The organism is Terriglobus albidus (assembly GCF_025685425.1).
In the GTDB taxonomy this organism is placed as follows: domain Bacteria; phylum Acidobacteriota; class Terriglobia; order Terriglobales; family Acidobacteriaceae; genus Terriglobus; species Terriglobus albidus.
This window is the reverse complement of record NZ_JAGTAS010000022.1, coordinates 95,118-118,751: the sequence shown is the minus strand read 5'-3', so window position 1 is coordinate 118,751 and position 23,634 is coordinate 95,118. Positions and strand designations below refer to the sequence as shown.

27 protein-coding genes are annotated in these 23,634 nt (G+C 57.9%); all 27 read left to right on the top strand.

The window, feature by feature from the left end:
• Positions 1–44 precede the first annotated feature (44 nt).
• The 27 genes from fliG (at position 45) to OHL21_RS02495 (ending at position 23,571) form a co-directional block, all read left to right on the top strand.
• On the top strand, positions 45–1,052 hold the full coding sequence (fliG, locus tag OHL21_RS02625) for a flagellar motor switch protein FliG (RefSeq protein WP_263415692.1): 1,008 nt from the start codon (positions 45–47) through the stop codon (positions 1,050–1,052).
• Positions 1,036–1,695 carry a FliH/SctL family protein gene (locus tag OHL21_RS02620; protein WP_263415691.1) on the top strand — a complete coding sequence of 220 codons (660 nt, stop codon included), beginning with the start codon at positions 1,036–1,038 and terminating at the stop codon, positions 1,693–1,695. Before fliG ends, OHL21_RS02620 begins: the two co-directional genes overlap by 17 nt.
• The gene (locus OHL21_RS02615; protein WP_263415690.1) at positions 1,692–2,996 is read left to right on the top strand and encodes a FliI/YscN family ATPase; all 1,305 of its coding nucleotides are present in this window, start codon (positions 1,692–1,694) and stop codon (positions 2,994–2,996) included. The genes OHL21_RS02620 and OHL21_RS02615 overlap by 4 nt, the downstream gene beginning before the upstream one ends.
• Positions 2,997–2,999: 3 nt before the next feature.
• A complete protein-coding gene (locus tag OHL21_RS02610) occupies positions 3,000–3,461 on the top strand; it encodes a hypothetical protein (protein WP_263415689.1) in 462 nt (153 codons plus the stop codon).
• A gap of 50 nt (positions 3,462–3,511) precedes the next feature.
• Entirely contained in the window at positions 3,512–5,725 is a 2,214-nt protein-coding gene (locus tag OHL21_RS02605; protein ID WP_263415688.1) for a hypothetical protein, read from the top strand.
• Positions 5,726–5,747: 22 nt separating this feature from the next.
• Entirely contained in the window at positions 5,748–6,035 is a 288-nt protein-coding gene (locus OHL21_RS02600) for a flagellar hook capping FlgD N-terminal domain-containing protein (protein ID WP_263415687.1), read from the top strand.
• A gap of 41 nt (positions 6,036–6,076) precedes the next feature.
• Complete coding sequence (locus tag OHL21_RS02595) at positions 6,077–7,309, top strand: flagellar hook protein FlgE (protein ID WP_263415686.1); 1,233 nt, start codon at positions 6,077–6,079, stop codon at positions 7,307–7,309.
• 82 nt (positions 7,310–7,391) lie between these two features.
• Entirely contained in the window at positions 7,392–7,937 is a 546-nt protein-coding gene (locus tag OHL21_RS02590) for a flagellar basal body-associated FliL family protein (protein WP_263415685.1), read from the top strand.
• Between the two features lie 10 nt (positions 7,938–7,947).
• Positions 7,948–8,256 (top strand): flagellar biosynthetic protein FliO, encoded by a 309-nt coding sequence (locus tag OHL21_RS02585; RefSeq protein ID WP_263415684.1) that lies wholly within the window; start codon positions 7,948–7,950, stop codon positions 8,254–8,256.
• Positions 8,257–9,150, top strand: coding sequence for a flagellar type III secretion system pore protein FliP (fliP, locus tag OHL21_RS02580; RefSeq protein WP_263415683.1), 894 nt, complete (start codon positions 8,257–8,259; stop codon positions 9,148–9,150).
• 9 nt (positions 9,151–9,159) lie between these two features.
• Complete coding sequence (locus OHL21_RS02575) at positions 9,160–9,429, top strand: flagellar biosynthetic protein FliQ (RefSeq protein WP_263415682.1); 270 nt, start codon at positions 9,160–9,162, stop codon at positions 9,427–9,429.
• A 6-nt stretch (positions 9,430–9,435) separates the two neighbouring features.
• On the top strand, positions 9,436–10,212 hold the full coding sequence (locus OHL21_RS02570; RefSeq protein ID WP_263415681.1) for a flagellar biosynthetic protein FliR: 777 nt from the start codon (positions 9,436–9,438) through the stop codon (positions 10,210–10,212).
• Positions 10,209–11,303: an EscU/YscU/HrcU family type III secretion system export apparatus switch protein gene (locus OHL21_RS02565; RefSeq protein WP_263415680.1), complete on the top strand. Its 1,095-nt coding sequence runs from the start codon at positions 10,209–10,211 to the stop codon at positions 11,301–11,303. The genes OHL21_RS02570 and OHL21_RS02565 overlap by 4 nt, the downstream gene beginning before the upstream one ends.
• A gap of 47 nt (positions 11,304–11,350) precedes the next feature.
• Positions 11,351–13,366, top strand: a complete 2,016-nt coding sequence (locus OHL21_RS02560; RefSeq protein ID WP_399257086.1) for a flagellar biosynthesis protein FlhA — start codon at positions 11,351–11,353, stop codon at positions 13,364–13,366.
• Positions 13,367–13,375: 9 nt separating this feature from the next.
• Positions 13,376–14,242 (top strand): sigma-70 family RNA polymerase sigma factor, encoded by an 867-nt coding sequence (locus OHL21_RS02555; protein WP_263415679.1) that lies wholly within the window; start codon positions 13,376–13,378, stop codon positions 14,240–14,242.
• Entirely contained in the window at positions 14,242–14,517 is a 276-nt protein-coding gene (locus OHL21_RS02550; RefSeq protein ID WP_263415678.1) for a FliM/FliN family flagellar motor C-terminal domain-containing protein, read from the top strand. The genes OHL21_RS02555 and OHL21_RS02550 overlap by 1 nt, the downstream gene beginning before the upstream one ends.
• Positions 14,496–15,410, top strand: a complete 915-nt coding sequence (locus tag OHL21_RS02545; RefSeq protein ID WP_263415677.1) for a hypothetical protein — start codon at positions 14,496–14,498, stop codon at positions 15,408–15,410. Before OHL21_RS02550 ends, OHL21_RS02545 begins: the two co-directional genes overlap by 22 nt.
• 109 nt (positions 15,411–15,519) lie before the next feature.
• Positions 15,520–16,272, top strand: a complete 753-nt coding sequence (locus tag OHL21_RS02540; protein WP_263415676.1) for a flagellar hook-basal body protein — start codon at positions 15,520–15,522, stop codon at positions 16,270–16,272.
• A gap of 10 nt (positions 16,273–16,282) precedes the next feature.
• Positions 16,283–17,071, top strand: coding sequence for a flagellar basal-body rod protein FlgG (flgG, locus tag OHL21_RS02535; RefSeq protein WP_263415675.1), 789 nt, complete (start codon positions 16,283–16,285; stop codon positions 17,069–17,071).
• On the top strand, positions 17,071–17,550 hold the full coding sequence (locus OHL21_RS02530) for a flagella basal body P-ring formation protein FlgA (RefSeq protein ID WP_263415674.1): 480 nt from the start codon (positions 17,071–17,073) through the stop codon (positions 17,548–17,550). The genes flgG and OHL21_RS02530 overlap by 1 nt, the downstream gene beginning before the upstream one ends.
• Positions 17,547–18,260 carry a flagellar basal body L-ring protein FlgH gene (locus tag OHL21_RS02525; RefSeq protein WP_263415673.1) on the top strand — a complete coding sequence of 238 codons (714 nt, stop codon included), beginning with the start codon at positions 17,547–17,549 and terminating at the stop codon, positions 18,258–18,260. The genes OHL21_RS02530 and OHL21_RS02525 overlap by 4 nt, the downstream gene beginning before the upstream one ends.
• 44 nt (positions 18,261–18,304) lie before the next feature.
• On the top strand, positions 18,305–19,354 hold the full coding sequence (locus tag OHL21_RS02520) for a flagellar basal body P-ring protein FlgI (RefSeq protein WP_263415732.1): 1,050 nt from the start codon (positions 18,305–18,307) through the stop codon (positions 19,352–19,354).
• On the top strand, positions 19,354–19,656 hold the full coding sequence (locus OHL21_RS02515) for a hypothetical protein (RefSeq protein ID WP_263415672.1): 303 nt from the start codon (positions 19,354–19,356) through the stop codon (positions 19,654–19,656). Before OHL21_RS02520 ends, OHL21_RS02515 begins: the two co-directional genes overlap by 1 nt.
• A gap of 19 nt (positions 19,657–19,675) precedes the next feature.
• Positions 19,676–19,972 (top strand): flagellar biosynthesis anti-sigma factor FlgM, encoded by a 297-nt coding sequence (gene flgM, locus OHL21_RS02510; RefSeq protein WP_263415671.1) that lies wholly within the window; start codon positions 19,676–19,678, stop codon positions 19,970–19,972.
• Between the two features lie 7 nt (positions 19,973–19,979).
• Positions 19,980–21,302, top strand: coding sequence for a flagellar hook-associated protein FlgK (gene flgK / locus OHL21_RS02505; RefSeq protein ID WP_263415670.1), 1,323 nt, complete (start codon positions 19,980–19,982; stop codon positions 21,300–21,302).
• Positions 21,303–21,314: 12 nt separating this feature from the next.
• Entirely contained in the window at positions 21,315–22,166 is an 852-nt protein-coding gene (locus tag OHL21_RS02500) for a flagellin N-terminal helical domain-containing protein (protein WP_263415669.1), read from the top strand.
• A 256-nt stretch (positions 22,167–22,422) separates the two neighbouring features.
• Complete coding sequence (locus OHL21_RS02495) at positions 22,423–23,571, top strand: endo-1,4-beta-xylanase (RefSeq protein WP_263415668.1); 1,149 nt, start codon at positions 22,423–22,425, stop codon at positions 23,569–23,571.
• Positions 23,572–23,634: the final 63 nt, after the last annotated feature.

Sequence of the window (23,634 nt, the reverse complement as noted above, 5' to 3'; positions counted from 1 at the left end):
TTTGTTGGTGACGAAAAAAGATGGCTACCCAGAACAATTCGCCAATGACCCGAGCCGCAGGCTTGCGCAAGGCGGCAGTCTTCATGGTCGCGATAGGTGATGACCTTGCAAAAGAGATGTTTCAGTATCTGTCTGAAACAGACGTGCAGCGCGTGACCGAAGAGATCATGCGTCTCGGCACGGTTCCAAGGGACGAACTGGCTAACGTGGTCGGTGAGTACTATGCCCTGCAGGAGACACAGAAGTTCGCTACCCGTGGCGGTGTTGATTATGCTCGCCGGCTGTTGCAAAAGGCTTTTGGAGAGAACCGCGCAGAAGAGCTGCTGAATGAAGTGTGGCGGCTGCGCGAGCGCTCCATGAGCGATCTGACCATGCTGCAGAAGATTGAGCCACGGCAGCTGGCGAAGTTCCTCGAGGGCGAGCACCCGCAGACGGTCGCACTGGTGCTGGCTCACCTGGAAGCTGGCCGCGCCGCGTCGGTACTGATCGCACTGAGCGAAACGCTACGGACAGAGGTGGTGAAGCGTCTTGCCGAAATGCGTCAGTTCTCTCCGGAGATGGCGCAGAAGGTTGCCTTGCAGTTGTATCGCCGGTCGGAGTCGATCGGGCAGAACAAGAAGCATTCTTATGCCGGTTTCAAGGCAGTGGCCGAGATGTTGAATCGGGTTGATCAGATGCTGAGCAAGAAGATCCTGGAAGATATCGAGCAGAACCAGCCCGAGATCGCGCTTGGCATCCGCAACCTGATGTTTACCTTCGACGATTTGCTGACCGTGCCGCAGGCCGGTATTCGCGAGATCGTCGGTGCAGCGGACAAGAAGATTCTTTCGACGGCAATGAAGGGCGCCAAAGAATCTCTACGTGCGCACCTGTTCCAGGCGATGAGCACGCGCGCTGCCGAAATGCTTCGCGAGGATATGGAAGTGATGGGACCCGTCCGCTCACGCGATGTAGCTCAGGCCCAGCAGGAGCTATTGGCGCTGGCGCGGCGGCTTGAAGCAGAAGGAAAACTGATGCTGAGAATGGAGACCGATAATGACCTTTCCGCTTGAGTCCACTGGGCGTGATAACGCTGTCGGCCCGCTGCGGTTCCGGTCGCATGGCCGTCTTGGCCGTGAGATACAGGCCGCCGAAGCAGAAGAGGATCTTACCGCTGAAGTGGAGCGACTTCGTGCGGCTCTTTTTCAGGCAGAGCAGCAACGTATCGCAGAGGTTTCTCTGGCGCGCGAGCAGGGCGCAAAGCAGACGCGTGCAGTCATGGAAGAAGAAGCAGAGGAGCAGCGTGCCGAACTTCGCCGCGAGATAAGCGATGCGGTAGACGCATTTGAAGCGGATCGTAAACGCTATTTTGCCGATGCTGAAGCGGAGGTGGTAAAACTTGCCCTCGCTTTAGCGCGGCGCATTCTGAATCGTGAAGCGAAGCTTGATCCTCTTATGTTGCGTGGCGTCGTGCGTGTGGCGGTAGAGCAGATGACCAGCGAGGATGAAGTCCGCCTTCGCGTGCCTCGTGCCGACGTTGCAGCGTGGACAGAGATCCTGCAGGGCCAGGATGTTCAGGTGGAAGGGGACGCCGGGCTTCAACCAGGGGGCTGTGAGCTCTATACGAAGTGCGGCTCTGTAGACCTGGGAGTGGAAGCGCAGCTTTCTGAGATCGAGACCAGCTTCTGCGAGCTGCTCGGAAAGCGTCCATCGTGAGGTTGCAACGCTTTCATGCACGACTATCTTCCACGCCTTCGTGGCGATGGAGTGGACGTGTTGCTGAAGCAGAAGGGCAATTGATCGAGGCAGACGGACCTCCTTGTTCTGTAGGAGAGTGTTGCGAAATTGTCGCTGACGGCAACCGGCTTGAGGCCGAAGTCGTAGGGATTCGGGGCAGCCGCACGCTGCTGAGCCCGGTAGATGCGGTCGCCGGCGTTCGTTTCGGTGCCAAAGTGTTTGCCATGCGCCGCAGGCCCTCGCTTTCGGTAAGCGAACAGATGCTTGGCCGCGTCTTCGACGCAGGTGGCCAACCCATCGATGGCGGCCCACCGCTCGATGTGATCGAACGGTGGCCATTGGATGTGAATCCTCCGGGGCCGATGGAACGAAAGCCGATTCGTGAGCCTCTTGGAACAGGACTGCGCGTCATCGATGGAGTCCTCGCAGTGGGTCGCGGACAACGTATCGGTATCTTTGGCGGGTCGGGTGTGGGTAAGAGCACGCTGATCGGCATGATGACCCGCAATACATCCGCGGATCTGACGGTGGTCGGTCTCGTCGGCGAGCGCGGACGAGAGGTTGGCGAGTTTCTTGAAGATGCCATTGGCGAGGAAGGGCGCAAGCGCAGTGTTGTCATGGTGGCGACGAGTGACCAGTCTCCCCTCATGCGCATGCGTGTGGCGATGTCTGCAACATCGGTGGCGGAGTATTTCGCGGCTCAGGGTAAGAATGTGTTACTGGTGCTCGATTCGGTGACCCGTTTCGCCATGGCGGCGCGCGAGATTGGACTCGCTGCCGGCGAGCCGCCTGCTAGCAAGGGCTACACACCCTCGGTATTTGCCAAGACAGCGCGGCTGTTAGAACGTGCCGGCAACTTCCAGACAGGCAGTATTACAGCGTTTTATACCGTTCTGATGGAAGGCGACGATCAGCAGGATCCGATCGTGGATTCTGTCCGCTCCATCGTCGATGGACATATCGTGCTTTCACGACAGATGGCCGGAGCAGGATGGTATCCGCCGGTGAACATTGTGGATTCGGTTAGCCGTTTGATGCCGGCAGTAACAACACCTGAGCACCTGCGTATCGCCAACCACGTGCGACGACTATTGTCAGCGTATGCGAAGTCAGAGGACCTGATCCGCATCGGTGCTTATCAGACTGGTAATGATGCCGAACTCGATGAGGCGGTCCGGATGCGGCCGGTGCTGCAGCGGTTCCTGCAGCAGACGGCGAGCGAACAGGTCGACCGCGACTCTGTGTTGCGTGCGCTATTCTCTCTCGGTTTGGGAAACTAGGCTATGGAACTGGCGCGGGCTGCTCTGCTGGTGCGTGTTGCGGAAACCGAGGCAGAAAAGGCACAAGGCATATTGCAGCAGGCCTTCATGAGCCGGCAGCAGATTGAACAGAATATTAGTGCGATCGGGGCACGGCAACAGACATTAAAAGCGAACGCGCAGGATGCATTGCGTACTGGTGATTCAGAGCAATGGATTTTGTCGTCGTCAGAATCAGCGGTCATCGAGCAAAAAGAGAGACAGCTTGGCGAAAATCTTGTGCGCGCCGACGAGCGCGTTCGCGCAGCGCAGCAGGTCATGCTGATGCAACAGCAGAAGCTTGAACAGATGAAGTCGCTTTATAGCGATGCGATGAGAGTTCGTGCAGCCGAGGAAGACCTGCGCGCACAGAAGGCCGCGGATGAATTCTTTCTCATCAAGCAGCATGCAGCAAAGAAAAGGATCGCTAAAGACTCACTAATGTAAAACCCTGTCATTTTGGAACGTGAACTGCACATATCCAGATCATGATGGAAATGGCAGCAGCGACGATCGGATCCCAGCTTGTGCCGGGTGCGGCAAAATCGTCCGACATGCACTCCGCGGGGAATAACGACAACCTGTTGGGTGCAGGAGACTCGCTGTTTGCCGGTATGTTTGAGGCCGCGGCTGGAACCGGTACACAGACTGCGACGGATACGCCAGTTTTGGCTGACGCCAAGAGTCAGCCTTCTGCGACACAGGGCTCGTTCGTTGGAACGTTCGACAAAGCGCCTGATCTTTCTCGCGGATCTCTGCAACAGATATCTCTTTCCGCGACGGCACCCGTGTCGCTGCCAAGTGAGACTACAGCAGCACCCATGCCGGCTATAGCGGCATCAACGCTGACAGACTCCCAGACCGTTCCTGCTTTACAGTCCATTCCTGCTCCGCAGACCGTTACAACACCACAAGCAGGTAATGCGACGAGTGATGCTGCACCGGGGCGGATGGGGGGCACATCAAATGTTGAAGCGCCACAAGTTGATTCGAAAAATACGGTGGGGACGATTGCTGCACAGGAATTACCAGCCCCAGTGGCTCAGGATAAGCTTCAACCCGTGGACAGTAAGCCGTTGCCGCAAACTCCGCACGAATCAGACGCTGAGGCTGCTTCACAACCAGAAAATATCTCGACCTTAATAGACGGCAATAAAGTAGATACTTCTGACTCAAAGCCTGCTGTTGCTGTGGGTGTGAAGTCCGGTGTTTTACCACTGCCGGCTACTGTGCAGCCAGAGCCCTTCGCTCAGGATGCACCTGCGCAACCGGAGATACCCGCGCAGGCAGAATCAGCAGTACAGGCCACTCCGAATCAGAAGCCTACTTCAACAGAGCAAACACTACCGCAGGCGCAAGCTCCGGCACAGACACCAGATGCGAAGACAGGTACGCAAGCGCTTCCGGTCGTCATGCCTGGTAGCCGTCAACATGACGCCTACCAGGCCATTGTTCGCGCTATCGGGGTGGGCACTGGTACCGATGTGCTGCAGACTGATGCTCCGATGAAGACGGACAACCCGAAGAGCCCAGCTTCAATAGATACGAAAGAAGATGTACCTCAGGCGTCATCGTTCTCTGAAGAAAAGAATGATGCTCAGGATAATGGCCAGGATGTAAATCTTGTCGCCGGCGTTACGGTTCCTGTGTTGCCGGCGCAGTTGGCCGGCAACGAGCCCACCAAGATTGGCAAAGGGACGCTCTATTCTTCTGCATCCCAGACCTCCGTACATAGCAGCAAAGGTTCTGTTTCTGGAAAGATCTCTTCCGGGGAAACTGGAAACAATGTCGTACCCCAGCAGCAGAGCATCCAGAGCGATGCGGTAGCAGTCAATGCCATACCGATGAACTCCGCAGCTCCAACTGTGCAGAAACAAGCGCAGGAAGATAGCGTCGAGGGTTCGCTTCAGACGGTTGTTGCGGCCAAAACGGTGACACCAAAAGCGGCTGCGGGTAAGTTTGGGCGCTCTGCTCAGGTGATGGGAAGACAAAAAGCTGCCAACACCAAGGATGAGAAGGCAGCAAAGAGTGAGACAGGTGTCACGAAGACCTGGCAGGATGTCTCCACTCCTGCGGAGAAAAATACTTCTGCGGGCAATGAAACTGCTGTTCCGCAGGTAGCGCACTCTCCAGCCGCCCATACGGTGGATAACAGGCTGCACGCTGTATCTGCCTTGAAGGTAGACACGGGAGTGAACAGCCTCCAGGATCTAGCGGATGCTTCAAAGCCGGCCCAGTCAGGGACTCGCGATCCATTTGCCCGCCTGGACGCCGCTGCAGGGGCGAATGCGCAGGAGAATGGCGCACAGTGGATCGCCGCCGGACATCGCCAGATTGAAGTTGCGATTGCAGATGAAACACATGGTGTGATGCATGTGCGCGCCGAGAAGGGCAGCGACAACACCGTGCAGGCCGTGGTGATGGCGAGCAGCGAGTTTTCGCACGAGGTGCTGAAGGCTGAGGCGCCACATATAACGAGTTTTCTGAGCCAGCAGACGGTGCCGGTGGACAGAGTCCAGGTGGTGCGGATGCAGGATAGCGCTGCGATGAACATGGACTTGGGCGGGAGAGCGCAACAGGAACGTGGGCAGCAGTCTTCCGGCACCGATGCGGGGGCAGAGCAGAAAAAGCTGGTATGGCGGCAGGTAGGAGCTTCTCCTTCCTTGTCGACCACATCACGCGGTGTAGGGCTGTTGAGTGTCCGAGCGTAAGCCGGATTAAGGAGAGACGGGAATGCAGGTAAATGCAAATGCGGCAAATCCGATGGCCTCGACATCGGGTACGAGCAATACAACGAGCAGCAGTAGCAGCAATAGCGGTAGCAACATCACCGCAAGCGACTTCATGACGCTGTTGGTGGCAGAGATGAAGAACCAGGATCCTACGCAGCCGACCGATCCTAGCGCATACCTGCAGCAGCTGGTGAGTGTGAACAGTCTTCAGCAGTTGATCTCGATCAATCAAGGCATTACTTCGCTGACGTCAGGTACCAGCTCAACAAGTTCCAGCAGCAACGGATAAGAATTTCCAGCAGTAACGGATTAAGGACAAGGAGAATTACGATGGGTGCATTTTCAATTGCGTTGACGGGCCTGAAGGCGAACGCCGTAGCGCTCAATACGATCGGAAACAATCTTGCAAACCTGAACACGGTTGCCTTCAAGGGTGCTACGACCGAGTTCGAAGACCTCTTCTACCAACAGCTCGGCGAGTCTGGCTCGGGTAATGCATTGCAGTCTGGACTCGGTACCCGCGTTTCCGGAACCGTTGGTGACTTCTCGCAGGGTGGTCTGACAACGACGAATAATGCGACCGATATGGCGCTCAATGGCGATGGGTTCTTTGTGATTCAGGACCACGGTCAGCAGCAGATTACGCGCGCCGGCGACTTCCAGCTTGCCAAAGATGGTTTTTTGACCACCCTGGACGGCGCGAGCGTGATGGGTTTCCAGAGCACGGACGGCGTTACAGTCGGTACTGGCGGCGCTCTGGCTCCGATCCAGCTACCGATCGGCTCCAACCAGGCGGCCAGCACGACGAAAAATGTCACTCTGAAGGCTAATCTGGACTCTTCGGCGGCGACTGGCACGACCTTCGCCAGCTCTGTGAGTGTGTATGACTCCCTCGGAAACACCCATTTGGCGAGTGTCAAATTCACGAAGACCAGCAATACGACCTGGAACTACGACATCGAGCTTCCTTCCGGCGATATCTCGGGTACTCCTTCGAACAATACCGGCACGTTGACCTTCGATTCCGCTGGCAAGCTGGTCGGCCCGAGCAGCAATATCTCTGGCATTACCTTCCCGGGACTTACCAATAGCGCCGCTGACCTCAGCTTCAACTGGTCACTCTATGACACCGCCGGCAACGGGGTGATCTCGAGCTCCAGCTCCGCCTCCGCTACCGCGTCTACCAGCCAGGATGGATATGCCAGCGGCACCTACCAGAACTTCTCTATTGATTCCAATGGAATCATCTCGGCCAAGTACAGCAACGGCCGCAGCAGTGTGGTTGGCCAGTTGGCTATCGCCACGGTCAGCGACACCCAGGGCCTGACTCGCGTTGGTAACAACGCCTTTATCTCCAGCCAGGCATCCGGTCTGCCGTCCATTGGCGTCGCCGGTGCGGGCGGCCGTGGCACGGTGCTGGGAAATTCATTGGAACAGTCCAATGTTGATATCGCCGGCGAGTTTTCGCGTCTCATTGTCGCCCAGCGCGCCTTCGAGGCCAATTCCAAGACGGTTACGGCGTACGACACGCTAACCCAATCTGCAATCAATATGATCCGTTAGTTGTAGGGTCTGAAGTCTTCCTGAGTCCTCACTAATGCCTGCCGTGCCTGAATGGCACGGCAGGTGCATTTAAGTGGGACATATGGCTAAAGCAGAGACAGCAGAGCTTACGCCCGCGGCGCCGGTGGCAAAAGTGGGCATCGTGCAACTGGCGCTCGTCGCCTTCGTTGCGGTTATAGGATCCGTAGGAGCGGCCGGCGGCCTGGTCTGGTGGATGGGGAAGACCGGGAAGCTGGGCGGCGGCGGCACAAAGATTGTCGAGGTTGTCAAAAGCGAACCCCAAAAGACCAAGGACGAGGTGCTGGAGCCGATGGTAGTGAACCTCACCGACGTAGGCGGCCGCGCCTATTTGCGCGCCGCGATTACCCTGCGCCTTGCCGATGAGGAAAAGTCCGGCGAGGCGAAGAAGGAAGAGGGCGGGGAGAAGAAGCCCAAAGCCGGCGGCCAGCAAGATGTCGCGGTGCGGGATGCCCTGATCGACGTTCTGGGCCGCAAGAGCTCGGATGAACTGCTGCAGCCTGAAGGCAAAGAGCAGGTCAAGAAAGAGATCAAGGCCGTACTTACGGTGCGTGAGCCCAGCATGAAGGTGGTCGACATCTTCTTCACAGAATTCCTGGTCCAGCGGTAAGGAGACAGAGATGCGTCGCAGCGTAGCCATGGTCAAAGCTGAAGTAGTAAAGCCGGAACTGGCGATCGTACAGAGAACGATCGTTCCCCTGGCTGAAATGCGTCGTCCGGAACCGGCAGGGCTGGCCTCCTGGATCCTCCGTTCCTGGAAGGGACGTGCTACACGGCCCCGGGAGCAGAAGCGCCTTCGCGTCCTCGAACAGGTTTCGCTTGGCAATAAACAGCAACTCGCGCTGGTGGAGTGCGACGGTCAGCAGTTCCTGGTCGGCAGTGGAGAGCACGGCGTTCAGGCCATGATGCCGGTAAGGAAGGCTGAGTAGATGCTGGTTCGTCCTGTCCTGCTGGTCGCCGTACTGCTGTCCGGCGTTTCCATGCAGGCTGAAAAACGGAGCGCGGCCCATGTACAGCCGTCGCCGGCGGTGGCCGAGAGTCCCGCTGTCGCGGAACAGCGGATGGCGCTGGCCTTTGCCACGGAAGCGGCACGGCGAGCTGCGGGCGCAACCGCTCCTACCGCGCCGACGGCTCCGTCGAAGTCCAACCAGAATACGGGCAAACGCGAAGATTCCATCAACCACCGCATGGAGAACGAGCCCAGCACCTCCTGGTCGATCGTCATCGGACTGACTCTGCTGAGCCTGCTGCCGGCGATTTTGCTGTCGATGACGCCATTGGTGCGGCTGTTGGTTGTCTTCCACTTCCTGCGCCAGGCGCTCGGAACCCAGACAGCTCCATCGAATCAGGTATTGATGGGACTCGGTCTCATGATGACCTGGTTCCTGATGCAGCCGGTTCTGGTTCAGGTGGATCAGCAGGCGGTAGCTCCCTTTCGGGCCGGACAGATCAGCGGTGAAGAAGCCATCGCCAAGGGCTCGGAGCCAGTCAAGGTCTTCATGCTGAAATACGCCCGCGAGAAAGATCTGGCGCTGTTTGCCTCGGCCGGCATGGCGGAGCGCCCTCAGACACGCGCACAGCTTCCGATGCAGGTTGTTGTCCCGGCATACATCCTTAGCGAGCTCAAGGCCGGCTTTCAGATTGGCGCCATTCTCTTTCTGCCATTCCTGCTAATCGACCTGGTGGTAGCAAGTGTGACGACCTCTATCGGCATGATGCAGCTTCCGCCCGTCGTGATTTCAACCCCTTTGAAGATCCTGCTTTTTGTGATGGTCGACGGCTGGAACCTGCTGACTGGTTCGCTGCTGAAAAGTTTTTCGTGAGGAACAATCGTGGAACCCAACGTTGTTGCTGAACTCGGACGAATGCTGCTGCGTGAGGCGCTGATTCTCAGCGCTCCGCTGCTGATCTGCGGATGTTTGATCTCTGTCGGTCTGAGTCTGCTGCAGACTCTTACCAGCCTGCAGGAACAGACACTGACGACGGTGCCTCGCCTGTTTGTCGTCCTGGGAGCGGCCATGGTGACGCTGCCCTGGTTTCTACACCGCGTGATGACCTTCACGACGGTGTTGTGGCGCGACTTTCACCGCTTTCTTGGATAAAGAAACATGCCGATCGATTTCGCAAATCTGCCGCCGACCTGGGAACGTCTGCTGGCGACCGGACTGCTGGTGTCGATCCGTGTCAGCAGCCTGATGCTCTTTGCGCCGGTGTTCTCGTCGAAAGCAATTCCCATGCGCATCAAGGCCGGTTTTGTGTTCGCGATCGCGTTCCTGCTTACTCCTGTGGTCATGGAACTGGGACCGCCGCCGGCAATCAATGCTTCTTCTGTGTTGGGTGAACTTTCCGTAGGCTTGGTCTTCGGATTTGCGCTGTCGTTGATGAACGAAGCTCTGTCCTTCGCCGGTCAGTTGCTGGGGATCGATTTCAGTTTCTCGCTCGTCAATCTGATGGATCCAAACTCTCAGATTGAAACCCCGGTTCTTGGCCAGTTTCTGGGATGGATTGGAATCCTCGTACTCCTGGCCTGTGGTCTTGAACGCACGATGCTCGCTGCCTTTATGCGGACGTTTGCCGCTATTCCCGTAGGTCAGGCAGTGATGCATGCCAATAGCGGCATCGAGCTGGCACACATGACCGCAGGGGTTCTGCTGGGTGGTCTTCAGTTGGCGGCACCTGTCATGTGTGCAGCCTTGATGGTCGAGGTCGTCGTAGGCCTCATCGCTCGTATCTCTCCGCAGCTTCCGGTCATGGCGGTGAATGTCCCCGTGAAAACACTGGTGAGCTACGGTGTACTGATTGCCTCGCTCGGAATCTGGCCGCTCTGGATCGAACACAATTTCACCAACCTGTTGAACGCCGCTGAGAGGCTGGTGCGCGGGTGAGCGAACAGAAAACAGAACAGGCAACACCGCAACGCAAGCGGAAGGCGCGCGAAAAAGGCGATGTCGTCCGTTCGCGCGAGTTGCTGAGTTCTCTTGCCATGCTCGCCGGCTTGGCTGCGATAGGAGCGGTTGCTCCGAAGGTGCTGCAGAGCTGGCGCGGGGCATATTCCGACGTGCTCTCGATGACAAGCGAGCACTGGGATGAAGCAATGTTTCGACATGCTATCTGGCATGTTGCGCTTCCAGTACTGTGGCCCGCGGTCGTGGTGATGAGCTGCGCTCTCATGGGTACTCTGACGGGAGGCATTCTGCAGGGCGGTGGCACGCAGATTCGTGTGGAAGCCCTGGAACCTAAGTGGACCCGCTTGAATCCGGCAGAAAACGTTAAGCAGCTTTTCGGTACCCGCTCCATCTTGCGTCTGGCCAAGAGCCTGATTCCTGCGGCCATCGTAATTGGCATTGCAGTCGGGACTATCCGCAGCCTGATTGCAGGTATGCCGGTGATGAGCCTCAACCGCCTGACGGAAACACTCGCTTCTGCCTATCACCTGGCGATGATCACCGCACTGGTCATGGTGATGTGGGCCGGCGTGGACTATGCCATGGAGTGGGTGCAGTGGAATAAGCGCCTCAAGATGAGCAAACAGGAAGTCCGCGAGGAAGTGAAAGAGGCGATGGGTAATCCCCAAATTAAGGGGAAGATCCGTCAGCTCCAGCGGCAGATGCGCAAGCGCAGAGAGAAAGCGGATATCAGCCGAGCCAGCGTGGTGATCACCAACCCGACTCACTATGCCGTAGCGCTCGAGTTCAGCTTTGAGACGATGTCCGCACCTAAAGTTCTGGCGAAGGGTAAGAACCTGCATGCGCTTGAGATCCGTGAACAGGCGCGCTGGGCAGGGGTTCCGATTATGGAGAACAAACCATTGGCACGGAGTTTGTACAAGATGGTCGAAGTTGGGCAGTCGATTCCGTTTGAGTTGTATTCGGCAGTAGCGGGCATCCTGGCATATCTGTATCGCACAAAACTTGAGCAACAGGCACGAGAGAAGCGTATGCGTGAAGCCGGCGGCCTGGCCGGAGGTGGAATGTGAACCTGAAAAAGTGGAATGGTGTATTGCTGCCGCTAGGTGCTATCAGCATGATCTTCGTCATGCTGGTGCCGCTTCCCGGCTTGTTGCTGGATCTGTTGCTGGCGGTCTCGATTACGGCCAGCATCATCGTGTTCCTGACGGCCGTGCAGGTGCGGCGCGCAGTGGACTTCTCCGTTTTTCCCACGTTGCTGCTATTGCTGACTCTGTTCCGCCTATCGCTGAATCTGGCCTCCAGCCGCCGGATTCTGCTGCATGGCCACGAAGGTACTGGGGCCGCCGGAAATGTTATCGAGGCATTTGGCCAGTTCGTCGTTGGCGGCAACTACATCGTTGGTTTCGTGCTGTTTTTGGCCTTGATCGCGATTCAGTTTCTGGTAGTGAGCCACGGCGCAGTTCGTACGGCTGAGGTTACAGCCCGTTTCACCCTCGATGCCTTGCCGGGTAAACAGATGGCGATCGATGCCGACATGAATGCCGGCCTGATCGATGAGCAGGGAGCCCGCAAACGTAGAGAGGCCATCGCTCGCGAAGCCGAGTTCTACGGTGCGATGGACGGCGCCGCGCGCTTTAATCAGCGCGACTCCATGGCCACCATTCTCATTACGGCGATCAATATCATTGCCGGTCTGTTGATCGGAACGCTGCAGCAGGGCGTGGATCTGATGACGGCCGTCAAGACCTACACCATCCTGACGGTGGGCGATGGCCTGGTCACTATGATCCCATCGCTGCTGGTCAGTGTCGCCGGTGGCATGGTGCTGACGCGCGCCTCTTCGTCCGGAGCTCTGGATGCAGAGCTGGGATCACAGTTGTTCACCAAGAGGAAGACCCTCTGGATTGCCTGCGGTGTCCTGGCGGCAATGGCTCTGATTCCCGGCCTGCCAAAGCTTGCCTTTATCTTCATGGCGATCGCCGTCGGCATGGTGGCGAAAAGCCTGCCAGCGGATGCTCCGGAAGTTATCGAAGAGCTGGTCGAACAGAAGGCAGGTGCAGCTGCGGCGTCGCAACAGGACGATCTGGCATCGCTGTTGAAGGTCGATGAGCTTACGCTAGAGATCGGCTTCCAGTTGATTCCGTTCGTCGATGCGTCGAATGGAGGCCAGATGCTGAACCGTGTCCGCGCATTGCGGCGGCACCTGGCGACCGAGCTTGGCTTTGTTGTGCCTTCCGTCCATATCACCGACAACCTCCGGCTACGTCCACGCGAATACGTCATCAGCCTGCGCGGCATTGAGATTGGCCGCTGGCAGACGGAAGGGAACTGCCTGTTGGCCGTCACCGCCGGGCCTGATCGCGAGGGACGCGCCAAGGCGCTGCCGGGAATTGAGACCAAGGAACCAGCCTTCGGTGTCAATGCGAAGTGGATCGATCCTTCACTGCAGGAGCGCGCTCTGGCTGCTGGCTGCTCGGTTGTGGATCAGACAACGGTCATCGGAACGCATCTCGGCGAGCTAATTCGTCGTCATGCACATGAGCTGCTGAGCCGCGGCGAAGTGAAGCGCCTGATGGATGGTTTGACCGAAAGCCACCCCAAGCTGGTGGAAGAACTTGTGCCGAAATTAATGACTCTTGGCGAAGTTCAAAAGGTGCTGCAGCAACTGCTGCGTGAACAGGTCTCCGTTCGCGATCTGGGCAGCATTCTGGAGGTTCTGGTAGAGGCTGCTGCGCATTCTAAGAACACCGTTCATCTGGTGGAGAGTGTGCGTCAGGCGCTGGGCCGTGGCCTGGTGCATCCGTTGCTCGATACGGACGGAGCTTTGAAGGTTTTAACACTGGAGCGTTCGCTTGAGGACGAAATCATTGGAACCTTCGATCCTAGGGCGCGCAGCAGTGAGGGTCAGATGGTAGTTGGGCAGGGAGATTTCCTCAGGAAGCTGGTGGAGTCTGTGAAGCGATTAACAGCAACAGGGTCAACTTCGGCACTTCCCGTGCTCTTATGTCCATCGCCGGCACGTTACCACGTACGTCGCTGGCTTGAACCGATACTTCCGAGGGTGACGGTACTTTCACCAGTCGAAATACCGGCGGAAGTAAGGGTGCAGAGCGTGGGTCAAATAGGGTAAGGAGCAGAAATGGCGAGGCTTGGAATGAAGGATTACGGAAGCGAAGTAGGGCTGGGGTCGGCACTGCTTGCTGAGGACGCCAGTAAAGCTGCGCGCGCCCTGGTTGCCAGCATGGATGGCAGCCAACTGATACCGACCCGTGAGCAGGTACTTCTCGATCACCTGCCTACGGTTCGCTACATCGCGCGGCGCATCCATGAACGGCTGCCGCAGCATGTGGATTTGGAAGATTTGGTATCGGCCGGCGTGATCGGCTTGATGGATGCCTACGATAAGTTCGATCATGGCAAACGGGTGCAGTTCAAGAGCTATGCGCAGTTCCGCATTCGCGGCGCGATTCTTGACTCACTGCGGACTCTGGACTGGAGCCCTCGCGAGCTGCGCCGCAAAGGCCGCAGCGTTGAAGAGGCGATCCGCAAGTTGACACAGCAGCTCGGCCGCTCGCCGGCGGAGCAGGAGATCGCCGCAGAGCTGGGCATCAGTCTCAATGACTACCAGATGCTGCTTGGTGAGCTGAAGGGGCTTGAGATCGGCAGCCTCCATGTTGAGAAGAACGAAGAGTCCGGAGATGAGGAGCTGGCCTATGTCGCCAGCCCTGACGAAGACGGACCTCTGTTCCGGGCGCTGAAAGGTGAACTGCGGCAGCGTTTGGCGGATGCAATTGAAGATCTTCCTGAGAAAGAACGTCTGGTGTTGACGCTGTACTACCACGAGGAACTGACGATGAAAGAGATCGGCTTGACGCTGGGTGTTGTCGAATCGCGTGTCTCTCAGATTCATTCCTCGGCGGTGCTGAAGCTACGCGCCAAACTGGCGGATCTGGCTAATGCCAAGAACGGAGACGAGTCGAAGCGTCGCAGCGCGAGGGCGAAATAATGGCGCCTGAGTTGCTCGATGGGTTGAGATTCGATGCTGTACTCCGGCTTGGATCGCGGGAATTGACACTTGGCGATGCCGTTCGCCTGCAATCGGGTGCTGGACTAAGGCTCGACCGCCAGATCGACGAAATGGTCGAGCTGGTTGTGAGCGGGCGCGTTGTGGCACGGGGCGAGATTGTGATCGTGAACGGTAATTACGCCTTCGAGGTTACGGAGGTCGCTCCGGAACAAACACGCAAGGAGAGCGTGGAATGGCCTACATCGATTCAGTAAAAGATAGTGTCGTGTTGCAAACGCCGTCTCTCGGCGGTAAGTCTATCCCCTCGAATGTCACTGAGACCGTGCTCTGCGGGAACCTGCAGTGTGCCGGCGGGTGGTTGCAGCGCTGGAAAAATCGCACCCGCCCCTACTTTGAAGGTCAGTGGGCGTGCAGCCGCAACTGCCTTTCTCAACTGGTAACCCAGTCAGTCCGCCGCGAAGTTGGGTCAAGCATCGCAGGCGATGAATTCAGCCCACACAACCACCGTATTCCGTTGGGCCTGGTACTGATGGCTCAAGGAATCATTACGCCTGTACAGCTGCAGCAGGCACTGCAGCACCAGCGACAGCGTGGACATGGCCGCATCGGCGACTGCCTGATGGAAGCCGCAAATCTGAGTGAAGGACAGATCACGCGTGCGATGGGCGCACAGTGGAATTGCCCCATGCTTACCCTGGAAGGCTTCTCTCCGGAGCGGATGGCGCGCCTTGCACCGCAGGCAGTTCTGGAAGAGAGCGGTATGTTGCCGGTACGCGTGGCAGGCGGCAAGGCTCTTTACCTTGCCTTCGACGCGGAACTGAATCCGGCGGCTGCTCTGGCGGTGGAACAGATGACGGATCTTCAGGTTCACAGCGGCCTGTTGCCGTCGTCGCAGTATCAGACTGCACGAAAGCGGCTGGCGGAGTGTAAGGGGATCGCCACCAACGAAGACACGGTCGAGGATCAGGATAGCCTCGTCAAGGCGATGGTTTCCGTCATTGAGAAGGAACAGCCGGTCGCATCACGGCTGGTGCGTGTAGGACGGTTGTACTGGATGCGTCTGTGGCTCGAAGGACACGCTGTTTCCTGCATTCCCGGCGAGTCGTCTGAGGATGTTCTCGATTGTGTCTGGAGAATCCATCCTTAATAAAAGTAGACAGGCCGAACAAAAGATAAGAGCGGGCTTAGAAAGCGTACTTAGTGCTTTCTAAGCCCGATTTGTTTTTATCGGCACGCTGCGTGCACATCTTGAGAGCATGAGCAGCGGGATCTATGCCATCTATTCGGCGCTTCAATCGCGTACCCAGGCCCTGGATACGGCGGCGAATAATCTCGCGAATGTGGGAGCACATGGATTCCGGGCGCAGCGGGATTACTTCCGCGCGCTGATGGATGCTGCAGATACCCAGGGGCAGCCGGAAGCCTCTCAGGTAGGCCGGGCTGTGAACAACTACAACCTGCTGGGCGGGAATCGCCTGGATACGACACAGGGACAGATTGAAACCACGGGCAACCCGCTGGACCTGGCGCTACAGGGGAACGGCTACTTTGGTATCAAAACCGCGCAGGGTATTCGCTATACCCGCGATGGTGGATTTCAGCGCAGCGAAAACGGAACTCTCGTCACGCAACATGGTGACGCTGTTCTGAACCAGAGCGGAGCGCCGATCACCCTGCCCAGCGGGCAGATTCATGTTGCAGAGAACGGCATGATTTCGGTGAGCGGACCCCAAGGCAGCGCCATCGTCGGCCAGGTAGGTGTCTTTGACTTTGGCCCAGGGGAGCTTACCAATCAGGGAACCAATCTCTTTGCTGCCGCCGAAGGGGTCACACCCAAGACCGGAGCGGCGGTCGTCCGCCAGGGTGCTCTCGAAGGTTCGAACGAAGACGCCATTCACGGCACCATGGAACTCATTCTGGTGCAGCGGCAAACAGAAATGATGCAAAAGGCTTTGAGCATTTTCAACAGCTTCGACAAGACGGCAGGCGAAGACCTGGGACGGATATAGGAGTAAAGCGATGATACGGGCGTTATACACGGCAGCCAGCGGCATGAGCGCGCAGCAGATGAATCTGGATACGGTTGCCAACAATCTGGCTAACTCAGCGACGGCAGGATTCCGCCGCCGGCGTCTTCAGTTCGAAGACATGATCTATCAGAACGTCGTTACTCCTGGCAGCGCGCAGAGCACCCAGACGACTCAGGCCGGCCTGCAGATCGGCCTCGGTACCAAGCCGGTGGCGACCGAAGTCATCATGACGCAGGGCGACTTTAACCAGACTGGCAATAATCTCGACCTTGCTATCCAGGGACAGGGCTTTTTTCAGGTCACTCGCCCCGACGGCGCTATCGCTTACACGCGTGCCGGCAGCTTCCACCTGAACAATCAGGGGCAGATCGTTACGGCGAACGGCGATCTTCTTACGCCGCAGATCACGATTCCTTCAAATGCGTCGAACGTACAGATCTCGCAGTACGGTGTCGTGACAGCGACGATTCCAGGACAGACACAGAGCTCGCAGCTAGGCACGCTTCAGCTTGCTACCTTTGCGAATCCGGGCGGGCTGAACTCAATCGGCGGCAACCTGTTTCTGCCCAGCACCTCTTCGGGAACCGCGATTACAGATACTCCCGGCGGAACGACCGGTGTGGGCACGCTGCAGCAGGGCTATCTCGAGAACTCGAATGTGGATGCGGTTGAAGAGTTTGTGCAGATGATCATGGCCCAGCGGGCCTATGAGAGCAACTCCAAGGTGGTCAAGACCGCCGACGATATGTACGGCCAAATCAATAACCTGGTGCGCTGATGCGGATTCTTCTGGTAATAGGTCTGGCAACTGGAACAGTACTCGGGCAGGCAACATGCGCACGCACGCCGGAGCTTGCGGTCGTAGGAACGGCTGCTGCTCCGGGAGAGCTGGGGGAAAGCGGCGGTTACCGCGTAGAGACGGTGAAGCACGATCTGGTTGGGCGAGGAAGCTGGGCTGTCGTGCGTTCTTGTGCGCACCCAGAATGGCCGGCCTATATGTTGCCCGCACCAGTGGAAGTAAAAGCGCAGGCGCCTGTTACCAAAGTTGCGTCAATGGATCTGGCAGTCCGCGCAGGGGAGCGGGTTTTTGTGAGGTCAAACTCCACCTCAAGCCGTATGCAGATGGCGGGCATTGCCAATCGCAGCGGCATGGTCGGAGATGTCATTCCGGTTTCGATGGCTGTATTTGGCAGTGAAGGTTCCGAACGTTGGGTCCAGGCAGTGATTAAAGGAAAGGGCGAGGTGGAACTGCGATGAAGAACGATTGGAAATATATCGCGCTGGTGATGCTGGTGCTTCTGTTGCTGGGAGTGGAGATCTCCATGGCACAGGGGAAGTCCAAGAAGCAGGATGTCGCGGCCAGTTCGCTTGATTCTTATCTGGCCCGCGTTCATGCTGAGGACGCCGGCTCGCAGACCTCGCCTGGGTCTATCTGGACTGAAAACGGCCGGATGGCGCGGATGGGTAGCGATATGCGCGCGCGGTTTCCCCATGATCTGATCCAGGTGGTGGTTCAGGAGAGCGTAGTCGCAAGCACCGATGGGTCCGTGAAAGGATCGCGGACCTCGAATGCGAGCTCGCAGATTACGTCACTGTTCAGCAAACTGAGTGCAAGTTCCGCGGCACAAAATCTTATCGGGCAGAATTCGTCCGCGGGCTTAAATGCTCAGGGAAGCAGTGCCAACAACTCCAGCTTGCTAACAACATTCGGGGGGCAGGTCGTCGAGGTGCTTCCAAACGGCATGTTGGTCATTGAGGCAGCCCGCCAGGTGGAGTTCAGCCAGCAGGCGCAGACCATCGTGTTGCGCGGCCTGGTTCGTCCCGAAGATATCTCGCAGCAGAACCAGGTACTCTCGACCGCTATCTCCAGCCTTGAGTTGCAGGTACGTGGGAAGGGCATTGTGACTGACTACACCCGCCGTCCTAATGTGCTGGTCCGGTTGTTGCAGAAAGCGGTGATCTTCTAATGCGCGCTTTTGTCGTCCTGCTGCTTTTGCTGATCTCCGGCGTCATGTTCGGTGCCGACGCCCGCCTGGCGCATGTGAAGGATATTGCGACCATCGAGGGAATTCGCGAAAACCAGCTTGTTGGGTATGGCATCGTCGTAGGGCTCCAGGGAACTGGAGACAGCCAACAAACGGGTTTCCCGATGCAGACCTTGACCGCAACGCTCTCCCGTATGGGGGTGAGCGTCCCGTCGAATGGCATCCGCGTGCAGAACCTGGCCGCGGTTTTCGTCTCGGCGTCATTGCCGCCTTTCTCCCGGCCCGGAACCCGTATCGACGTGACCGTCGCGGCCGCAGGTGATGCCAAGAGTCTTGAGGGCGGTATGTTGCTGATGACACCGCTATACGGCGCCGATGGCCGCATCTATGCGCAGGCACAGGGATCGCTGGCAATTGGCGGATACTCGGTAAGCGCGAACGGCAATACGAAGCAGACTAACCATCCGACGACTGCCAGAATTCCGACCGGAGCGATGGTGGAACGCGGAGTGCCGCTCGAGCTTGCCGGCCGCCAGACATTCTCTCTGCTATTGAATGACGCCGATTTTCGCAGCGCAGAATCTACCGCAACCGCGGTGAACAAAGCACTTGGACGCACAGCAGCGCGTGCGATGGATAGCCGTCGGGTCGAGCTTCAGGTTGCCCCCGGCGAGGATATTCCTCAACTTCTGGCTCGCGTGGAGGCGGTGGAAGTCTCTCTGGCCCCAAGCGCCCGCGTCATTGTGAATGAACGTACTGGGACAGTCGTAATTGGCGGTCAAGTGGTGCTGCAGCCGGTTTCGATCCTGCACGGCGGTCTAAGTGTCAACGTGGTCTCGGAGTTCGAGGTCAGCCAGCCAAACGCCTTCGCGCAGGGTACAACGCAGGTGGTGCAGCAAACCAAGGTGGATGCAAAGGATAAGCCGGTCAACCGCATCGAGCTCAAGCAGGGCGCGACGGTGGAAGAACTGGTGAAGGATCTGCAGGCGATCGGGGCTACAGCTCGTGACGTGATCTCGATTCTGCAGGCAATGAAGGCGGCAGGAGCATTAGAAGCGGAGATTGAGGTGCTGTGATGATGGTGACCTCTGTAGGTCCGTCCCTGGGCGATGCAACCGCAATACGGCAACAAAAGCTCGAAAACGCAGCGAAGCAGTTTGAAGGTATGCTGATGAACGAGTTGTTGAAGCCGCTGCGGAACGAAGAAGACGGAGAGGGCCAGTTTGGCGATGCCCTGAAGTCCTATGGGACTGAGGCGCTGGCAACAGCGATGGCAAGCCGGGGTGGCCTGGGATTTGGTTCAAGAATGGTAGCGGCTGTCGAACAACGCGAAAAAGATTCTGTTACGAGCTCAAGTCTGGTCCCAATAGGCCGATAAGCTCGTCAAGGAGTGTTGTATGGCAAACGAAACGAGTGGCATTGGAAATCTCGGCAGCCTGGTAAATGGTCTCGGTATTGAGAAGACGGGTGGCGTGGCACGCACGACCAAGGCCGCGTCCGCAACAGAAGCCAAGAGCATCCAGCAGGATCAGACAACCCTTAGCCCCGCGGCGGGAGCACTCGCCCAGGCTGTCAATGGCGACGATACGCGCATGGAGAAAGTCGCCGCGCTGCAGAAGGCGATTGCCGACGGCAGCTATAACGTGCCATCGACCGCGGTAGCTGACAAGCTGATCTCGTCGATGCTCAAATAGGAGACACATGTCTATCGGAAGCCTGGCTTCATTGATGTCGCTAGCCGGCTCGGCGTTGGATTCAACGCAGAAGGCGCTCAATGTAACCGCGCAGAACGTGGCTAACCAGAACACCGCTGGTTATACACGACGCGTAGTGGCCTTCCAGGATTCCGTGTCGGTCTCCGCTGTGAACATTAGCGTGACCCAGCAGCGCGACCCCGCCGTGGAGCAGCGCCTGGCGAACCAGACGCAGGTGGCGCAGGCGGCCAGTTCCAAGCTGTCAGCACTGAATGATCTCCAAAACGTCTTTCCGGTCAACAGCAGCGGGAGCACGGCTCTCGGAAGCGCCCTCGACGGCTTATGGACCTCGTTTGCCAGCCTTGAGGCCAATCCTTCGGATGTTGCGACACGCCAGGCGGTGTTGTCCTCGGCCGGATCGTTCGCTTCGGCAATGAATTCGGCGGCGAGTCAACTGGACCAGCAGATCTCTGGAATCAACACACAGATCGGTGGCATTGCTACCAACGTCGACAGCCTGAGCAAGACGATCGCCGGCCTCAACCAGCAGATCCTTGAAGGCAGAGATACTGACGGCTCTATTAGCGAGCAGCGGCAGCAGGTTATTACCCAACTGTCCAATTATCTGGGTGTTACCGTTACCCCCAATACAGATAATGCTGCTGTGACCGTGACCGCGAGCAACGGTGCAGTCCTTGTCAGCGGTGCATCTTCGTACGCATTCGATATGACCTCGACCTCTGGTCTTACCGGTGGACAGATCGGCGGCCTGGTGGCTGCACGCGATGGGGCTTTGACAAGCGCCCGCACCGCACTGGACCAGCTCGCCACGACTGTGGCGAATGCCGTTAATACGCAGAATGCCGCCGGCGTGGATGCCAACGGAAGCAGCGGCGGAGCGATCTTTTCGTCGCCCTCCAGCGCGACGGGATTTGCGGCAAATATCAAGGTCGTGATGACCAGTCCTTCAGGCATTGCGGCAGCAGCCTCCGGAGAGGGCTCGGGCGGGAGTGGAAACGCCTCTGCTTTGGCCGCCCTGAAGGATGCAAAGAACACCAGCGGAGAGACCGGCGGAGACTTTCTCGCCGCAATGCTGTCCGAGATCGGTGCGCAGGCAAGTGCGGCCTCCACGGACAATACGGCTCAAAACGCAACGCTGACGCAGATCCAGTCGCAACGTAACGCAGTCTCCGGTGTATCGCTGGATGAAGAGGCAGCCAACCTGACCATGTACCAGAGGGCCTATCAGGCCAACGCGCGCATCTTCGCGGTCGCGGACAAATTGATGGCGGAAGCGATCAACCTCGGACAGGACACGACGGTCTCCTAAGGACGGCATGACATGCGTATCGATCCCAATTTCATCACTGGCCTTACCGGCTCGCTGAACGCGATTTCAGCGACAGAACAGCGTTTGACGCAGCAGCTCTCGAGCGGATCGCGTGTGAATCAGTTGTCAGACGACTCTGTCGCGGTCAGCAGCGCGGCCCGTATGCAGTCAGAGCTTTCCCTCAACGACACTTTTATCAATACTGCAACCGGTCTGACCGGCCGCATGCAGACAGCCGACAGCGCTCTGAGCACGGTGGTGCAGCAGTTGACTCAAGCGATTTCGTTATCAACGCAGGCGAATAACGGAACGCTGAATGCTGACGCGAAAGCAACAGTGGCGCAGCAACTGCAGAACATCAAGTCCACGGTTCTTTCCATGGCGAACAGCTCCTTTCAGGGGCAATACCTCTTTGCCGGCAGCGCTACGGACTCGCCTGCGTTCGCGTCGAATGGGACTTATTCCGGAGATAGCTCGATCCAGTACGTAACCACTCCGACCGGGCAGAAGATCGCAACGAATGTGCCGGGATCGAATATCTTTTCCCAGGCTCTTAGTGCTCTTGACGACGCCATCGCGGGAGCAACCTCCGGAGATACGACGGCGACGGGCAAGCTAGGAACAGCGTTGAATACAGTAACCGCGCAGCGAGCAGCCTTTGAAAACTCGCTCTCTGCCGTGCAGAGCGCCAGCGACACAGCCAGCCAGCGCAAGTCCGAGATTACGATTGCGCAGACAGAGCTGTTGAGCGCGGACCCCGCCCAGGTTGCCACCGATCTGAGCAACACCCAGACTCAGCAGAAGGCATTGCTGAGTGTGATTGCCTCTCTGGGCAAGTCCAACCTCTTCGACTTTCTTTCATAACTCTGTCCTAGCCCTATACTGACAGGGGAATGTTTGGTGGGCTGCTGTTTCTTTGGAATGCGACGAAGGGCCATAGGTTGCGACCGTGGAACTCTCCTTATCTTCGCTGGCGTCTTGAAACCTATTCCGGGTTGAAGGCAGAGCAGATCACAGCATCGGATTTCTTCCGGTTTGCCTGGCGGGAACGTGGGCAATTGATGCGCTTTCTACGCTGGACCGGGGAGATCCGCGATCTGGCAGGGAAGCGGGGCGGGGAATGAAGCTGCCTCGCCGCGACCTGTTACGGTATGGTTTTCTCTCCGCTGCGAATGCCGGTCTTGCTTCAGTGATCGGCTGCGGGAAGAAGGCGTCTGCTCCGGCTCCGAAACAGGCTCCTACCCGCGAAATTACAGGACAGTGGTCCCTGCGCGCTGTCGCCGCGGAGCATCGTCTTTTGACAGGGTTCGCGGTGGATCCCAAACTGCTGCAGGACCCACACTATGCCGCCGTGGTGCGTGAGCAGGCCAGCCTGATTGTCCCCGAAAATGCGATGAAGTGGGGCGCATTACGGCCCGCACCCGGACAGTATTCGTTCGAGCAAGCCGATATATTACTTACTTTTGCGGAGCAGAACCGGATTCGTCTGCGCGGACATACGCTGTGCTGGCACCGATCGCTGCCATCCTGGGTCGAGGCGATCGATTCCGCGCAGGAGGCCCACCGGCAACTGACGGAACATATCCAGACAGTGGCGGGCCGCTATGCGGGGAGAATGCACTCCTGGGATGTAGTGAATGAGGCCGTAGAGGTAAAGGACAATCGCCCGGACGGTCTGCGGAACTCGTTCTGGCTTCGGCTTGTAGGACCGGACTATATCGAAGCGGCGTTTCACGCTGCCCGAGCCGCGGACCCTGCAGCGCTTCTGAGTTACAACGACTATGGTCTGGAAAGCGAGACCTACGACGCAGAGCAGAAGCGAAGCGCTGTGTTGCTCTTATTACGGCGGCTGAAGGCCAGACGTGTGCCGCTCGATGCGGTTGGCATTCAGTGCCATATTTCGGCCCGGCCCATGTACAGCTACGGCCCCGGCTTGCAGAGATTTACGGAGCAGGTGCGGGAGATGGGACTCCAGATCTTCTTGAGTGAGATGGACGTCAACGACCGGAATGCGGACAGGACACCAGAAAGACAGGATGCGGAGGTCGCCCAGACCTATAACCGTTTTCTGGCGATGGCGCTCGCAGAGCGGGCTGTGACGGCGGTTTTGTTCTGGGGGGTCGATGACGGCCACAGTTGGCTGCGGTATGAAAATGGACGTGACGACCAGACGCGTCCGCTGCTTTTTGATCGAGATCTTCGCCCGAAAGAGGCGTTTTATGCGGCGAGGGCGGCTATGGAAGCGCGTTCGATGCCGCCAAAGCCTTGATTGTAGGCCGGTCTGGTAAATTGCCCGGCAAAGCTAACAATGGTATCCTACACAAGACACTAG

What these genes read in the sequence shown, in the direction of transcription:
- fliG (WP_263415692.1), top strand. Translation starts at nt 45, where the DNA reads ATGACCCGAGCCGCAGGCTTGCGCAAGGCGGCAGTCTTCATGGTCGCG.
- OHL21_RS02620 (WP_263415691.1), top strand. Translation starts at nt 1,036, where the DNA reads ATGACCTTTCCGCTTGAGTCCACTGGGCGTGATAACGCTGTCGGCCCG.
- OHL21_RS02610 (WP_263415689.1), top strand. Translation starts at nt 3,000, where the DNA reads ATGGAACTGGCGCGGGCTGCTCTGCTGGTGCGTGTTGCGGAAACCGAG.
- OHL21_RS02605 (WP_263415688.1), top strand. Translation starts at nt 3,512, where the DNA reads ATGGCAGCAGCGACGATCGGATCCCAGCTTGTGCCGGGTGCGGCAAAA.
- OHL21_RS02600 (WP_263415687.1), top strand. Translation starts at nt 5,748, where the DNA reads ATGCAGGTAAATGCAAATGCGGCAAATCCGATGGCCTCGACATCGGGT.
- OHL21_RS02595 (WP_263415686.1), top strand. Translation starts at nt 6,077, where the DNA reads ATGGGTGCATTTTCAATTGCGTTGACGGGCCTGAAGGCGAACGCCGTA.
- OHL21_RS02590 (WP_263415685.1), top strand. Translation starts at nt 7,392, where the DNA reads ATGGCTAAAGCAGAGACAGCAGAGCTTACGCCCGCGGCGCCGGTGGCA.
- OHL21_RS02585 (WP_263415684.1), top strand. Translation starts at nt 7,948, where the DNA reads ATGCGTCGCAGCGTAGCCATGGTCAAAGCTGAAGTAGTAAAGCCGGAA.
- fliP (WP_263415683.1), top strand. Translation starts at nt 8,257, where the DNA reads ATGCTGGTTCGTCCTGTCCTGCTGGTCGCCGTACTGCTGTCCGGCGTT.
- OHL21_RS02570 (WP_263415681.1), top strand. Translation starts at nt 9,436, where the DNA reads ATGCCGATCGATTTCGCAAATCTGCCGCCGACCTGGGAACGTCTGCTG.
- OHL21_RS02560 (WP_399257086.1), top strand. Translation starts at nt 11,351, where the DNA reads ATGATCTTCGTCATGCTGGTGCCGCTTCCCGGCTTGTTGCTGGATCTG.
- OHL21_RS02555 (WP_263415679.1), top strand. Translation starts at nt 13,376, where the DNA reads ATGGCGAGGCTTGGAATGAAGGATTACGGAAGCGAAGTAGGGCTGGGG.
- OHL21_RS02550 (WP_263415678.1), top strand. Translation starts at nt 14,242, where the DNA reads ATGGCGCCTGAGTTGCTCGATGGGTTGAGATTCGATGCTGTACTCCGG.
- OHL21_RS02545 (WP_263415677.1), top strand. Translation starts at nt 14,496, where the DNA reads ATGGCCTACATCGATTCAGTAAAAGATAGTGTCGTGTTGCAAACGCCG.
- OHL21_RS02540 (WP_263415676.1), top strand. Translation starts at nt 15,520, where the DNA reads ATGAGCAGCGGGATCTATGCCATCTATTCGGCGCTTCAATCGCGTACC.
- flgG (WP_263415675.1), top strand. Translation starts at nt 16,283, where the DNA reads ATGATACGGGCGTTATACACGGCAGCCAGCGGCATGAGCGCGCAGCAG.
- OHL21_RS02530 (WP_263415674.1), top strand. Translation starts at nt 17,071, where the DNA reads ATGCGGATTCTTCTGGTAATAGGTCTGGCAACTGGAACAGTACTCGGG.
- OHL21_RS02525 (WP_263415673.1), top strand. Translation starts at nt 17,547, where the DNA reads ATGAAGAACGATTGGAAATATATCGCGCTGGTGATGCTGGTGCTTCTG.
- OHL21_RS02520 (WP_263415732.1), top strand. Translation starts at nt 18,305, where the DNA reads ATGTTCGGTGCCGACGCCCGCCTGGCGCATGTGAAGGATATTGCGACC.
- OHL21_RS02515 (WP_263415672.1), top strand. Translation starts at nt 19,354, where the DNA reads ATGATGGTGACCTCTGTAGGTCCGTCCCTGGGCGATGCAACCGCAATA.
- flgM (WP_263415671.1), top strand. Translation starts at nt 19,676, where the DNA reads ATGGCAAACGAAACGAGTGGCATTGGAAATCTCGGCAGCCTGGTAAAT.
- flgK (WP_263415670.1), top strand. Translation starts at nt 19,980, where the DNA reads ATGTCTATCGGAAGCCTGGCTTCATTGATGTCGCTAGCCGGCTCGGCG.
- OHL21_RS02500 (WP_263415669.1), top strand. Translation starts at nt 21,315, where the DNA reads ATGCGTATCGATCCCAATTTCATCACTGGCCTTACCGGCTCGCTGAAC.
- OHL21_RS02495 (WP_263415668.1), top strand. Translation starts at nt 22,423, where the DNA reads ATGAAGCTGCCTCGCCGCGACCTGTTACGGTATGGTTTTCTCTCCGCT.